The organism is Roseibium sp. RKSG952 (genome assembly GCF_009711355.1).
The window spans coordinates 30286-44593 of the sequence record NZ_SMMF01000954.1 but is presented as its reverse complement, the minus strand read 5'-3'; the positions used below and the strand labels follow the sequence as shown (position 1 = coordinate 44593).

At 56.1% G+C, this 14308-nt stretch carries 14 protein-coding genes; 6 read left to right on the top strand and 8 right to left on the bottom strand.

Annotation, left to right across the window (positions count from 1 at the left end; all coding sequences use genetic code 11):
- Nucleotides 1-61 precede the first annotated feature (61 nt).
- From E1297_RS35825 to E1297_RS35800, 6 genes are all read right to left on the bottom strand, one after another.
- Nucleotides 62-892: an alpha/beta hydrolase gene (locus E1297_RS35825; RefSeq protein ID WP_155146660.1), complete on the bottom strand. Its 831-nt coding sequence runs from the start codon at nucleotides 890-892 to the stop codon at nucleotides 62-64.
- The gene (locus tag E1297_RS35820) at nucleotides 892-1779 is read right to left on the bottom strand and encodes a tryptophan 2,3-dioxygenase (protein WP_155146658.1); all 888 of its coding nucleotides are present in this window, start codon (nucleotides 1777-1779) and stop codon (nucleotides 892-894) included. Before E1297_RS35820 ends, E1297_RS35825 begins: the two co-directional genes overlap by 1 nt.
- 64 nt (nucleotides 1780-1843) lie before the next feature.
- On the bottom strand, nucleotides 1844-2872 hold the full coding sequence (gene tdh / locus E1297_RS35815; RefSeq protein ID WP_155146903.1) for an L-threonine 3-dehydrogenase: 1029 nt from the start codon (nucleotides 2870-2872) through the stop codon (nucleotides 1844-1846).
- Nucleotides 2873-2891: 19 nt separating this feature from the next.
- Nucleotides 2892-3842, bottom strand: a complete 951-nt coding sequence (locus E1297_RS35810; protein WP_155146656.1) for a PLP-dependent cysteine synthase family protein — start codon at nucleotides 3840-3842, stop codon at nucleotides 2892-2894.
- On the bottom strand, nucleotides 3839-5026 hold the full coding sequence (locus tag E1297_RS35805) for a glycine C-acetyltransferase (protein ID WP_155146654.1): 1188 nt from the start codon (nucleotides 5024-5026) through the stop codon (nucleotides 3839-3841). Before E1297_RS35805 ends, E1297_RS35810 begins: the two co-directional genes overlap by 4 nt.
- 109 nt (nucleotides 5027-5135) lie before the next feature.
- Complete coding sequence (locus E1297_RS35800) at nucleotides 5136-5702, bottom strand: helix-turn-helix domain-containing protein (RefSeq protein ID WP_155146652.1); 567 nt, start codon at nucleotides 5700-5702, stop codon at nucleotides 5136-5138.
- 117 nt (nucleotides 5703-5819) lie between these two features.
- Between E1297_RS35800 and E1297_RS35795 the strand changes: the two genes are divergently transcribed.
- Nucleotides 5820-6995, top strand: coding sequence for an acetyl-CoA C-acyltransferase family protein (locus E1297_RS35795; RefSeq protein WP_155146650.1), 1176 nt, complete (start codon nucleotides 5820-5822; stop codon nucleotides 6993-6995).
- A gap of 62 nt (nucleotides 6996-7057) precedes the next feature.
- Here E1297_RS35795 and ubiB read toward each other — a convergent pair whose 3' ends face one another.
- Nucleotides 7058-8587: a 2-polyprenylphenol 6-hydroxylase gene (gene ubiB, locus E1297_RS35790; protein ID WP_155146648.1), complete on the bottom strand. Its 1530-nt coding sequence runs from the start codon at nucleotides 8585-8587 to the stop codon at nucleotides 7058-7060.
- 3 nt (nucleotides 8588-8590) lie between these two features.
- Complete coding sequence (gene ubiE / locus E1297_RS35785) at nucleotides 8591-9343, bottom strand: bifunctional demethylmenaquinone methyltransferase/2-methoxy-6-polyprenyl-1,4-benzoquinol methylase UbiE (RefSeq protein WP_155146646.1); 753 nt, start codon at nucleotides 9341-9343, stop codon at nucleotides 8591-8593.
- 166 nt (nucleotides 9344-9509) lie between these two features.
- Between ubiE and E1297_RS35780 the strand changes: the two genes are divergently transcribed.
- From E1297_RS35780 to dnaA, 5 genes are all read left to right on the top strand, one after another.
- A complete protein-coding gene (locus E1297_RS35780; protein WP_155146644.1) occupies nucleotides 9510-10190 on the top strand; it encodes a hypothetical protein in 681 nt (226 codons plus the stop codon).
- Nucleotides 10148-10999, top strand: coding sequence for a bifunctional DNA-formamidopyrimidine glycosylase/DNA-(apurinic or apyrimidinic site) lyase (mutM, locus tag E1297_RS35775; RefSeq protein WP_155146643.1), 852 nt, complete (start codon nucleotides 10148-10150; stop codon nucleotides 10997-10999). The genes E1297_RS35780 and mutM overlap by 43 nt, the downstream gene beginning before the upstream one ends.
- A 66-nt stretch (nucleotides 11000-11065) precedes the next feature.
- Entirely contained in the window at nucleotides 11066-11842 is a 777-nt protein-coding gene (locus E1297_RS35770) for an enoyl-CoA hydratase (protein ID WP_155146641.1), read from the top strand.
- A 232-nt stretch (nucleotides 11843-12074) separates the two neighbouring features.
- Nucleotides 12075-12338, top strand: a complete 264-nt coding sequence (gene rpsT / locus E1297_RS35765) for a 30S ribosomal protein S20 (RefSeq protein ID WP_155146639.1) — start codon at nucleotides 12075-12077, stop codon at nucleotides 12336-12338.
- A 543-nt stretch (nucleotides 12339-12881) separates the two neighbouring features.
- On the top strand, nucleotides 12882-14291 hold the full coding sequence (gene dnaA / locus E1297_RS35760) for a chromosomal replication initiator protein DnaA (protein ID WP_155146637.1): 1410 nt from the start codon (nucleotides 12882-12884) through the stop codon (nucleotides 14289-14291).
- Nucleotides 14292-14308 lie beyond the last annotated feature (17 nt).

Sequence of the window (14308 nt, the reverse complement as noted above, 5' to 3'; positions counted from 1 at the left end):
AAAGTATTTAGAAACAGCGGTCCAATCGGGCCGCTGTTTTTTTTGTTCAAACCTTCAAGGCTCAATCGGTGTGGGTCGTTAAAAACGTTCCTGGATGCAGGATGATATCGAAATGATGCATCCCCATTTGCAGATCAAAGCTGACCGAGTGCCCGGCCCGACGCAGCAGTTCGGCATAATCCCGACTTTGGCGGATGAATTCAGGCGTGTCCCTCTCGGCAACGATCACTCGATAGCGTGGCCCCGGCGTTGGCAGATGCAAATTGGGTGAGAGGTCGTGAACCTCGACCGGGCTCAGCTGCAGCGGGTCGTTTACGGGTGTCAGAGAGATCGGTTCAAGATCGAACACTCCGCTGATCAGGATCACATCGCGGACGCGCAACCCTGATCGGGCCAGAACATCAGAAGAACTGGCCATCACCATTGATGCCAGATGCCCCCCGGCGCTGTGTCCGGACAAGGTGATCCTTGACGGATCAAAACCCAGTTCCTTTGCCCGACCAGCTAGCCATAGCAAAGCCTGGCGGCATTCATCGATCATCTGTCCCAGACGTGCCTTTGGAGCAATCGTATAGTTCAGCGTGGCAAAGGCGTGTCCACTTTCTATCAGGGCAGGGGCCATCATCGCCGATTCGCGCTGACTGAGCGCCTGCCAATACCCGCCGTGAATGAATACGTGCAGGGGTGCCCCGGGCTTTTGCGAGGGGAAGAAGTCCAGAACGTGTTCCGGACTGTCGCCATATCTGAGGTTTTCCTGAACTGTCAGATCGTCGCGTGCCTGCGCACTAAGTGCTTTGTAGCTGGCAAGATACGGTGTGATGTCACCGCCAACCATCGAGCTGGGGGAATACTCCTGATTGAGTTCGGTTTGACTAAATCCGCGATACAACATCAGCTTTGCTCGCTATACATCAGTTCTGTCCGCATGTCGTAGAGATCGTGAAAGAACCGCAACTCCAACGCTTTGCGCAAGAACGCAACACCGCTGGAACCCCCTGTGCCGGGTTGCATGCCGATCACACGCTCTACCGCAGTGGCATGATCAAAGCGCCAACGCTGGAACAGCGACTCGACGTCCATCAGCTTTTCGGCCAGCGCATAAAGGTCCCAATACTCGTCCGTATTGCGGAACACCTCGACCCAGATTTTAACAATACGCGGGTCACCTGAATAGGGTTGCGCGTAATCACGTTCGATCAAATCCTGTGGCACATCAAAACCCTGCCGGGCCAGCATATGCAAGACCTCATCATAGAGCGAAGGTTTGGTCAGCGCGGCGTTCAGCATTTCCATGACCTCAGTGTCATGTTCATGCACTTTCAGCGTAGATGGATCTTTATTGCCCAGAATGAACTCGATCTGACGGTAGCCATAGCTTTGAAACCCGGATGAGCTGCCCAGGGCCTGCCGGAACGTCATGTAGTCGGCTGGCGTCATGGTCAGCAGAGTTTCCCAAGCTGTAATCAATTGCCGCTGAATGGCTTTGATCCGGTCCAGATTCTTCATGGCCGGGCCAAATTCGTCCTGCTGCAGGAAACGGCGCACCTCGACCAATTGGTGGTGCATCAGTTTCAGCCACAGCTCGCTGACCTGATGGATGATGATGAACAACATCTCATCCGGCTGCGCTGGTTCCTGAAAGGTCTTCTGCAGATTCAGCAGGGTCTTGAGTTGCAGGAAATCGCCATAGCTTTTGCGATGAGTGTCCGCAAAATCGGTGACCAGAGAGTCTTCGATCCCCCGTTCCAACAGGCGGTCGTCTTTGTTTTTGTCACCCATATTGCCCCTCCCTTCGGTGATTTTTGCACCTGTTTAGGGGCTAGTTTTGCAACTTTCCAGTGTGTTAGCCCCAGTCCAGAACCACCTTGCCGGATTGACCTGATTTCATGGCAGCAAAACCCTTGGCGAAATCATCGACAGGAAACTCGTGCGTTATGACGCGGCTGACATCCAGGCCATTCTGCAACATCGCAATCATCTTATACCAGGTTTCAAACATTTCACGGCCATAAACGCCTTTGATGGTGATTGCCTTAAAGACGATGCGGCTCCAATCAACCGGCGATTTGCCGGGTGGAATGCCCAAAAGCGCAATTTTTCCACCCATCACCAGAGCTTCGACCATCTGATCAAGCGCGGCCTGAGAGCCTGACATTTCCAGCCCGACATCAAACCCTTCTTTCATCTCAAGCTCGTGAATGACGTCCTGCAGATCCTCTTTACTGACATCGACCGCGCGCAGTGTTGGTACAACATGTTCAGCCAGTTTTAGACGATCCGGGTTGATATCGGTGATCACCACGTGCCGTGCCCCGGCATGGCGGGCAACGGCCGCCGCCATGATGCCGATCGGCCCTGCGCCAGTGATCAGCACATCTTCCCCCAGCAGATCAAAACTCAGCGCCGTATGCACTGCATTCCCCAATGGGTCGAGAATGGCGCCGATTTCATCAGGGATATCATCGGGCAAAGGTACGACATTGAACGCGGGCAGCTTCAGGTACTCAGCGAACGCGCCCTGTTCGTTCACACCGATCCCTCGCGTGCCGGGGTCGAGGTGGAACTTGCCCGCCCGGCTTTGACGACTGTCGGTACCAATCAGGTGTCCTTCGCCCGAGCAGCGCTGACCAATCTCAAGCCCGGTCACATTGCGCCCGATCTCGACGATTTCGCCTGCGAACTCATGACCTGTGATCAGCGGTACCGGTACAGTGTGCGAGGCCCAGTCATCCCAGTTCCAGATGTGGATATCGGTCCCGCAAATCCCTGTTTTCCTGATGCGGATCAGCACCTCCTCCGGGCCGATCTCAGGGACCGGAGCCTGTACCTTCCACAGTCCTTCTTCCGGTTTGGATTTTTCCAATGCTTTCATCGTGTTTGCACGCATCAGATCACTCCCATAAGTCCGTTGAAAGATATTTCAGGCCGCTGTCGCACATGACAATTGCAACGCAGCCACCACGTTCGGGGCCTCGCAGTAATTGGATTGCAGCGGCGAGATTTGCCCCGGCGGAATACCCGGCAAATATCCCTTCGCGGCTTGCCAGCAGTCTGGCATTCTCGCGGGCTTCTTCACCCGTCACGGAAAGATAGTCTGCTATGGGCGCATCTCGCATATGAACAAGATCATTCATCGCATAACCACCACCCTGGATCGGATGATCTGGGGTAGATACCGCTTCCCCTGCCAGCGCACGTGCGCCTTGAGGCTCAACCGCGTAGCATCGGACACCAAGTGGTGACAGAAATCTTGCAGCACCCGCCAATGTGCCACCTGATCCGGCAAAATCGCAGAACGCTGTAATTTCGCCACCTGACTGATCCCAGATTTCAGGGCCGGTTCCGGTTTCGTGGGCAGCAGGATTACCCGCATGCCCAAACTGGTCTGCCCGGAATGCATCACGTTCAAGGGTGATGCGCGTCGCTTCCTGATCGACCAACGCCAGATCAGCGCCTGAAACTTCACCCGGTTTGCTGCCTGACGCCTGTGGAACAATGACAATTTCGGCCGCTAGCGCACGCATCATTCGGGCGCGTTCGACCGAGTTTCCTGCGCTCATGACTGCGACAAACGGATGCCCGAGAATTCCGCAAACAATCGCGAGGCCAGTGCCCATATTGCCCGAGGTCAGCTCAACAACGGTTTGCTCGGGCAGGAGTGAACCATTAGCCCGGGCGATTTCGATGATAGATCGCGCAGCCCGGTCTTTCTTGGAAAAACCTGGCATCAGATAATCCAGCTTGGCCAGAATGCGCCCCTCAAGCCCAAGCGAGCGTGTCACTCGCGAAAGCTCCACCAGCGGTGTGTTTCCGATAACGTCTATGACCGATGGCAGGATCAAGAGATAATCCCCAACTCTTTGCCGACTTTACCAAAGGCTGTAAGTGCCCGGTCCAGTTCATCCTTTGTCAGAGCCGCATTCATCTGCGTCCTGATACGGGCCTGCCCGCGCGGCACGACGGGGAAGAAGAAGCCCGAAACATAGACACCCTCATCGAACAGTCGCGACGCCATTTCTTGTGCCAAAGTGGCCTCACCCAGCATGACTGGAATGATTGGATGTTCTCCGGGCAGCAGATCAAACCCCAGTTTCTCCAGACCTGCACGCCAGTATTTCGCATTTCCGAACAGCTGAGCGCGCAACATGTCGCCCTCTTCGACCAGACGGATCGCCTCAAGCCCGGCGGCGACGATGGACGGCGGCAGCGAGTTTGAGAACAGATAGGGCCGCGCCCGCTGCCGTAGCAGATCGATCACTGGCTGCGGCCCGGCGATATAACCGCCGATTGCCCCCCCAAGTGCTTTGCCCAGAGTTCCCGTCAGAATGTCCACGTCGACGCCGAAATGATCCGGCGTCCCGGCGCCGTTCGGCCCCATAAAGCCAGTAGCGTGGCAATCATCGACCATGACGATAGCATCGTATTTGTCTGCCAGCTCCCGGATTTTCGGCAGGTTGGCCAGATAGCCGTCCATCGAAAATACGCCGTCGGTGGCGATCATGATGTGCCGTGCACCATCCTCGCGGGCCTGTTTGAGCCAGGCTTCGAGGTCGTTCATGTCGTTGTTCAGGTAGCGATAGCGCTTGGCTTTGCACAGCCGCACGCCGTCGATGATCGAGGCGTGGTTCAGACTGTCCGAGATGATAGCGTCTTCGGGCCCCAGCAGGGGCTCGAACAACCCGCCATTGGCGTCGAAACATGCAGCGAACAGGATCGAATCGTCCTTGTTCAGGAACTTTGCCAGTTTCTGCTCAAGCTCACGGTGTATGTCCTGCGTGCCGCAGATGAACCGGACCGAGGCCATGCCGAACCCCTTGGGCTCCATCGCGCCCTTGGCAGCGTCGATCAGCGCAGGGTGATCGGCCAGACCCAGATAATTGTTGGCGCACAGGTTGATCACCTGTTTGTCGCCCACCGTAATCTCACCGCCCTGAGGCGAGGTGATCATTCGCTCGCGTTTGTACAGACCTTCGGATTCGATCTGCGCGAGGGTGTCCGTGATATGGGACAGGAATGCGTCTGCCATGGCGATCTCCTTGTTCTGAGTCGCGTATCTAACATAACGGATGCATTTCCCAAATAGGGGAATGTCAAAATTGCGGAAAAGTTTCCGTGAAGGCGGATATTCGCCGGTGTCAGGCGTTTTTTACGATCAGGAAAACCCGGGCGGGACCATCAAGTGACGAAATCGAATGCAGTACATCAGCCGCATAACGCGCAGTGTCACCCTGCCTCAGATCCATCGTGGCTGTTCCGGAGGTGACCCGGACGGACCCTTCCAGAACGGTCAGTTGTTCCTGTGCTCCCCGAGTATGGGGCTGGCTGTTCAATGCACCGTCCCGATCAAAGGAGATATCATAGACTTCATGCCCGCCGGCTTCTTCGGGTGGAGATAGGATGCGGATACGGCAGGCCTGTCCCATATTGTCGATGCTGGGGACTTCGGAGTTTCTTAGAACTTCGATCTGATCCGTACCGTCGGCCTCTTCCAGCAATCCGGCAAAATCCACCTGCAGTGCACGGGTGAGGTTCCACAGCGTCGAAATTGTCGGGCTGCTTTCGCCCCGTTCGATCTGGCTGACCATGGATCGTGATACGCCGCTGAGATTGGCTACAGCTTCCAGTGACAATCCTTTTGCCCGACGTGCCTCTTTCAGGCGGGCGGGCAGACGTGTCAGGATATCGTTTGAGTCTTCCGTCATGACGGAATTTCATGCGCGCTTGACGATCCGTTGTCAATTCCGACAGTGACGGAACGTCCTGTGGGACAGCTCAATGCTGCAGATGCATACTGCGCCCAAATCCAAGAGGAGAGAGACATGACCGACATTGTGATACTGGACGGAGCCCGCACGGCTATCGGCACATTCGGCGGGGCGCTTGCCTCGACTGCACCCATCGATCTGGCAACGGTCGTCACCGAAGCGGCGATGGAACGTTCGGGCGTCGAAGGTGGTCAAATCGGTCATGTGGTGTTTGGCAATGTGATCAGTACCGAACCACGCGACATGTATCTTTCGCGTGTCGCTGCGATGCAGGCGGGCATTCCGAATGAAACGCCGGCAATGAACGTAAACCGTCTATGTGGGTCCGGCGCGCAGGCTGTTGTATCTGCGGTCCAGTCCCTGATGCTGGGGGATGCAGAGTTCGCGGTTGCAGGCGGGGCCGAAAGCATGTCGCGCAGTCCGTATATCGTGCCGCAGGCCCGCTGGGGTGCAAAAATGGGCGATGTAACCTCGATGGACATGATGCTGGGTGCGCTGAACTGCCCGTTTGGAACCGGGCACATGGGGGTGACAGCTGAAAACGTTGCCGACGAACATCAGATCACGCGTGAACAGATGGATGAGTTTGCTCTGTCCAGTCAGACCCGCGCTGCCTCGGCCATTGATGCGGGATACTTCGACGACCAGATCACTCCGGTCCAGGTGAAGGTCAAGCGTGACATGGTGGATTTCAAGGTTGACGAACATCCCAAAGCCACAACCGCCGAGGCGCTCGCCGGATTGCGGCCAGTGTTCAAAAAAGATGGCCGTGTTACTGCAGGCAACGCATCGGGCATCAATGATGGTGCGGCAGCGATGGTTCTGGCCACGGCAGATGCTGCCGACAAAGCAGGCCTTAAGCCAAAGGCCCGCATTCTGGGATATGGACATGCAGGTGTTCGTCCCGAGGTTATGGGGATCGGGCCTGTACCGGCAGTGCAGAACCTGATGGCAAAGACCGGCCTGTCGGTTGAAGATTTCGATGTGATCGAAAGCAACGAAGCGTTTGCGTCTCAGGCACTCGCCGTCAATCAGGAACTGGGGCTGGACGCCGCCAAGGTGAATCCGAATGGTGGAGCGATCGCTCTGGGTCATCCGGTTGGGGCAACCGGTGCGATCATCACCCTGAAGACGCTGTATGAACTGGAGCGTACCGGGGGATCGAAAGGTCTGATCACCATGTGCATTGGCGGTGGTCAGGGGATCGCAATCGCAATCGAGCGTCTCTGATACGAAACGGGGGCAGATTGCCCCCAAAACCATCTTGAAAACTCTGGGCTCTTTGGGTGTGTTTAGCCCAGAGAGCTCATCAGCATTACGGCCGCCGCACCTGCAATGGCACCAATGGCCGCCGGCAGGAGCATAGGCAAAACACCTGAGCTCTTTGGCTCATCTTTGTGAGTCTGCGCAATCAAAGCGTTTTCGACCAGATCAGGCAGGCGCGGTCCAAAACGTGCGAGAACCAGTGCGGTCTTGCCAAAATCGCGCAGAGCCGCACGCGGACCGATCGACTTTTTGATGTAGTCTTCGACAACGGGGCGCGCGACTTCCCAGATATTGATGTGCGGATCCAGTGAACGTGCGACGCCTTCAACCACTACCATCGTGCGCTGCAAAAGGATCAGTTCAGTCCGTGTTTCCATGCCGAAACGTTCGGTGACTTCGAATAGATAGTTGAGTAGCCGACCCATCGAGATATGGGTGGCGTCCATGCCAAAGATGGGCTCACCCACCGCGCGCAGTGCGCGGGCGAACTCGTCTACATCCTGATTGGCAGGGACATATCCGGCTTCGAAATGAACCTCGGCCACGCGTTTGTAATCGCGACGGATGAAGCCGAACAGTATCTCGGCATACACCCGGCGCGTGTATTCATCGATATGGCCCATGATGCCAAAATCATAGGCAATGATGTCACCATTGGCGGCAACCTTCAGGTTGCCCTGATGCATGTCGGCATGAAAATATCCATCCCGCAACGCGTGCATCAGGAACAGGCGCAGGACGCGTTCCGCCAGCGAATGGCGATCATGATTGGCGGCATCCAGCGCGTCATTGTCGCCCAGCGGAATACCGTCTGCCCAGCTAAGTGTCATGACGCGGCGCGCGGACAATGACCACACAACAGGTGGCAACCAGAAGCCTTCATCATCTTTGGTGTTGGCTTGGTATTCCGATGCTGCAGCGCTTTCGAGCCTCAGGTCCAGCTCTCCACGGACCACACCATCAAAATGTTCGATGACATCCATCGGACGCAGGCGTCGCGCACCCGGGGCAAACAGCTGCACGATGCGAGCTGCGAAATAGAAGGCGTCCACGTCCTTGCGGAAGGCGCGTTCGATCCCTGGGCGCAGAACTTTGACAGCGACCTCTTCGCCAGTGCTGGCCCGTTTGGCCTTGTGAACCTGAGCGATCGAAGCCGCCGCAATGGGCTCGCTGAATTCGTTGAATAACTCGTCGACTGGTTGGCCCAGTTCTTTCTCCACTTCGGCCATCGCCTCGGCGCGAGAGAAGGGGGGCAGTTTATCCTGCAGAACACGCAGCTGCTCGGCCAGTTCATCACCGACCACGTCCGGGCGGGTCGACAGCACCTGACCAAATTTGATGTATGCCGGACCCAGCGCCGTCAGCGCGCGTGTGGCGGGCGGCATGTCCGGATCGCCCTTGTAGCCCAACCACTGGAATGGTTTGCCCAGAGTGTGCGCCACGATACGCAAAGCACGTGGTGCTTCGAAAGCGTCCAGCACCACGTTCATGGCACCGGTCCGCTCCAAAGTGGCGCCTGTCCGGATCAGGCGGATAATGTTATGAGGTCCGCGCATGTATCAGATCTTCCAGCCGGAATGCAGCGCGGCGATGCCCATGCTGAGATTGCGATACTTGGCATTCTCAAATCCTGCTGTTCGGACCATGCTCAGGAATGTCTCCTGATCGGGGAACTTGCGGATCGATTCCACGAGATACTGATAGCTGTCGTAATCATTGGCGATCAGTTTTCCCATCCGGGGGATGACGTTGAAACTGTAGAGGTCATAGAGCTTTTGCAGCCCGTCATTCGGCAACTGGCTGAACTCCAACACCATCAGCCGTCCACCGGGTTTGAGGACACGAAACGCCTCGTTTAGCGCCTCTTGCGGGCGGGTCACGTTTCGGATGCCGAATGAGATGGTGTAAACGTCGAAAGTGTTGTCGTCGAAAGGCAGGGCCATGGCATCGCCGACCACCCAACTCAGGCTGTCCGACATCTGGTCAGCCTCGGCGCGCTGGCGACCTTCGACCAACATCGGCTCCGTCAGGTCCAGCACTGTCGCTTGGCCGTGACCTGCACGTTTCAGGAACCTGAATGAGATATCGCCTGTCCCACCGGCCACATCCAGAAGATGCTGACCGGGCCGGGGGGCAAGCCAGTCCATCATCGCGTCTTTCCAAACCCGGTGAATGCCCATCGACATGACATCGTTCATCACGTCGTATTTCGAGGCAACCGAGTTGAAAACGCCCTGCACGCGGCCGGCCTTGTCGGCCTCGGGGACGGTTTCAAACCCGAAATGGGTGGTCTTGTCGTTGGTGTCGGACATGAATGGACGCCTCTGCCTGTGTTGCTCATCCTTATAGGCCTCAGCGCGGGGAAGACAATCGCGCGAAATGGTAGCAGGGGGGCGATCGGACAGGCGCGCCACAGATTTTCCTTAGTCGCTGCATAAGACGACAGGCAGGTATTTTGAACAAACGGAGTTTTCCCCGTTGGCAAACGTTCTGGCAGTCTTGTTGTCCATTCTTCTGGTGCTGATATTTTTGGGATGGCGGATCAGAGCGGTGTTTCGCACGATCCGGCGCGTGCATCGTGCCGAAGGGGTGGGTGACAAACTGGACGCCGTCGCCAGACATTTTCCCAATGACCCTGTGGACGAGGCAATCTCCCGCGCGGGCAGCGAACGGCCTGCTCAGCAATCGCTGACGCGGCTGACCTTTCGAACGACACCGGGTTTGCTGGTCCTGATCGCGATTGCGTTTTTCAATGTGCTCAACATCAGTTTTTTCCAACCCGAGCTGATGCCCGATGACAAGGTTTTCCCGGGTTTGGAGGCAGAAACAATACTGTGGATCAAGCTGTCGCTGGTCGGGTTGGTCATCTACACCCTAGTCTTTCATCTGGTGAATACGGTGACGATTGATGGGACCGAATTGGTCACAACGGGTTGGCTGTTTCAACGGCGCTACTTTGATTTGACCAAGCTGACCAAAATCAGCCTCAGGCATCACGGGACCTATGTGCTGCGTTTTTCTGATGGGAAGACGGCACGGATTCTGAAATATGTAACCGGACATGATGAAATGGTGCAGGCGCTGGAAAATGCTCTTGCGGCAAATCAGGAGAGCGCATGCCGGAACTTCCCGAAGTCGAAACGGTCCGCCGCGGGCTAAGCCCCGCGATGGAAGGCGTTGTCATTGAACGCGCCGACGTGAACCGTCCGGACCTGCGTTGGCCGTTCCCTGATCAGATGGCAGAGCGGCTGTCCGGTCAACGGGTGGATCGTTTACGTCGACGGTCGAAGTATATTCTGGCCGATTTAGACAGCGGTGAAACCTTGCTGATTCATTTGGGCATGTCAGGGCGGATGACGGTATCCGGCGATCCGCTGGGCCAGTTTGTTCACAATCACCCTGCACCGGAAAAGCATGACCACGTCGTGTTTCACATGGCCAATGGTGCACGGATCACCTTCAACGATCCCCGCCGGTTTGGGGCGATGGATTTGCTGCCGACAGATACTGCCCACGAACACAAGCTGTTGTCTGTTCTGGGGCCTGAACCTCTTGGGAATGATTTTCACGAGCAGCATTTGATCGACGCGTTTCGAAGTAAGAACACTCCGGTGAAGTCAGCGCTGCTGGATCAGAGAATCGTTGCCGGATTGGGTAATATCTATGTGTGTGAAGCGCTTTATCGCGGCGGAGTGTCGCCACGTCGCAAAGCAGGGCAGATTTCCGAGCAACGTGTAGCGGCATTGGTTCCGATCATCCGCCAGGTTCTGGAAGAGGCGATCAGGGCGGGGGGATCATCCTTGCGGGATTTCCGTCAAGCCGATGGAGAACTTGGATATTTTCAGCACAGTTTTGATGTGTATGGCCGTGAAGATGAGCCGTGCAGAACAGAAGGTTGTGACGCGAAAGTAAAGAGAATCACTCAGTCCGGTCGCTCATCATTCTATTGTGCGCAATGCCAAAGATAGCTTGATCCAAGTTTTTCGCGTGATAAGGAATCGTATCTGAACGGAACAACCGAAAGCTTAGACCTCATGGCTTTTGAGACGATCATCGTCGAAATTGAAGACCACGTCGCCCTAATCAAGCTCAACAGACCGGATGCGCTGAATGCTCTGAACACTCAACTTTTGAGTGAACTGTGCGATGCGCTGGAAGATGCGGACCAGAATGACAAGGTGCGTTGCATCGTCATCACCGGTTCTGACAAGGCCTTTGCCGCTGGCGCGGACATCAAGGAAATGTCCGAGAAGAGCTATGTTGAAGTTTACACTGAAAACCTGTTTGCCGATGTAAATGATCGGATTGCCGCGATCCGCAAACCGATCATCGCAGCTGTTGCCGGCTATGCGTTGGGCGGTGGCTGTGAGGTCGCGATGATGTGTGACTTCATCATTGCCGCGGACACTGCCAAGTTTGGCCAGCCCGAGATCAACCTTGGTGTTATTGCCGGAATGGGTGGCAGCCAGCGCCTGACTCGCTTTGTTGGCAAATCCAAGTCGATGGACATGAACCTGACAGGCCGTTTCATGGACGCGGAAGAGGCCGAACGCTCGGGTCTTGTCAGTCGGGTTGTCCCATCCAAGAAGCTGATCGAAGAGGCTGTGGGTGCAGCACAGAAGATCGCTGAGAAATCGCTGCTTAGCGCAATGGCGGCCAAAGAGGCGGTGAATCGCAGCTATGAATTGCCGCTGAGCGAGGGCATGCTGTTCGAACGCCGGGTCTTCCACTCGATGTTCGCGACCGAAGACCAGAAGGAAGGCATGGCAGCGTTTCTCGAAAAACGGGCAGCGCAGTTTCGGGACAAGTAAACGCCGAAATAGCTGATCGGATGAGGCGGGCAGGGCCCGCCTTTTTCATACCTGCTATGCACCGTTGAAGATTCGGCTTGGCAAATACAGCAAACTTGGATATGCAGCGCCGCTATACATGCGCGTGCGGCCCGCTTGGCCAGAATCACACTCGTGATCCCTGATCCGGTACGGAAATGTCCGTGGCGCGCAACCCTGAGACAATCGAACCGAACAAAGGTCAGAGATACACATGGCAAATTCGCCCCAGGCTAAGAAGCGCGCTCGTCAGAACGACAAGCGCTTCGCAATCAACAAAGCACGTCGTTCGCGCATCCGTACCTTCCTGCGTAAGGTAGAAGAAGCAATCGCATCCGGTGACAAGGAAGCAGCAACCGCAGCTCTGCGCGTCGCTCAGCCTGAACTGATGCGCGGCGTCACAAAAGGTGTTTTCCACAAGAACACAGCGGCACGTAAAATGTCGCGCCTGTCGGCTCGCGTGAAGGCGCTGGGTTGACCTTACGTCAACTATTGTTGACTTAGATCGTTCAAAGGGGCGTCGCGGATTGCGGCGCCTTTTTCATTGTTGCCTGAATGCCGCGTCTTCACAAATCTGAGAGATTCTTTCGGCCAAAGACCCGAGTCAATATCAGAGTTTCGTTGCCGCGACCCGCTGCCTCTTGTTACCACTGATTCAGCGATTCACTCGCTTGGGGGGACAGGCTGTCATTGCGATCATACTGACGGGCATCAGGACGATCCATTGACGAATGTCGGCAACCGGCTCGAACTGGTTTGACGATCTGCTACGGATCTCGGGATCACCGACGATCTTAGCCCTGTCTAAAAATTGAAAGGTAACGCGCAACCCTGTTTCTGGGGACGTGCCTGCTGTGGGACGTGGCCAAACTGCTGTTGTGCGGGCGAAGAAGAAATTATCCGCCGAATCCCTTGGTTCGGCGCAAGGATACCTTTGTGCGAGTGAACGCCAGAAGCCGGGAGACCGGACACATTAATAAGGCCGACAGGCCAATAAAGAATGGGATGCGTGAGGCGCTTAATGACACAAGAGAAATGGGGACAACTGCGTAGCAAGTTGCTGAAGGCCATCGGCCGGAACAATTTCACCACCTGGATCGAACCTCTGGAATTCCAGGAGTTGCAGGATGGTGTGGCTGTATTTTCGGTGCCGACCAACTTTATGGGCAACTATGTCAGTCAGAATTTTGCGGACCTCATTCTGTATGAGCTGAACACCTCGGGTGAATCGGTTCAGCGCCTTGCCTTTCGTGTAGCGGCCAATTCACCTGCGCGCCCCGTTGCTGCGCCAGTGGCAGAGCCAGCCCTCGCAGCGGTCTCCGAAACCGTCGCGCCGGTGCAACCCGAAGCATCTTATCCGTCAGATACTGCGAGTGATGCGCTGGAATCCCTGCAGGCCGCGCCACTTGACGCCCGTTTTACATTTGAGAGCTTTGTGGTCGGCAAGCCCAATGAATTGGCCCATGCCGCTGCGCGCCGCGTCTCCGAGGGTGGTCCCGTCACATTCAATCCGCTGGTCCTGTATGGGGGTGTCGGTCTGGGTAAAACCCACCTGATGCATGCCATCGCGTGGGAGCTGAAAACCAAACGCCCCGAACTCAATGTGCTCTACCTGTCGGCAGAACAGTTCATGTATCGCTTTGTGCAGGCCCTGCGCGAGCGTCGGATGATGGATTTCAAACATCTGTTCCGCTCGGTCGACGTGCTGATGGTTGATGACGTGCAATTTATCGCAGGCAAAGATTCGACTCAGGAAGAGTTCTTCCACACGTTTAACGCGTTGGTGGATCAGAACAAACAGATCATCATCTCTGCCGACCGCGCCCCGGGTGAAATCAAGGATCTTGAGGATCGTGTAAAGTCACGCCTGCAATGTGGTCTGGTTGTTGATCTGCACCCGACCGATTACGAACTGCGTCTGGGCATCCTGCAGAACAAAGTACAGCAATACAGCAGCACCTATCCGGATCTGACCATCGCCGATGGTGTGCTCGAGTTTCTCGCGCATCGCATTTCAACCAACGTACGCGTTTTGGAAGGCGCGTTGACCCGTCTGTTTGCATTCGCTTCGCTGGTGGGTCGCGAAATCGACATGGAACTGACGCAGGACTGCCTGGCAGATGTGCTGCGCGCATCAGAGCGCAAGATCACAGTCGAAGAGATCCAGCGCAAAGTTTCAGACTACTACAACATCCGCCTGTCCGACATCATCGGCCCTAAACGCCTGCGCTCCTATGCCCGTCCGCGTCAGGTGGCGATGTATCTTTGCAAGCAATTGACCAGCCGCTCGCTGCCGGAGATTGGACGCCGCTTTGGTGGCCGAGATCACACCACCGTAATGCACGGCGTAAAGCGCATCGAAGAGCTGAAGCTGACCGACGGTCAGATCGCCGAAGATGTCGAGATGCTGCGCCGGTCACTCGAAGCCTGAGTTCGTCCGGTAACTCG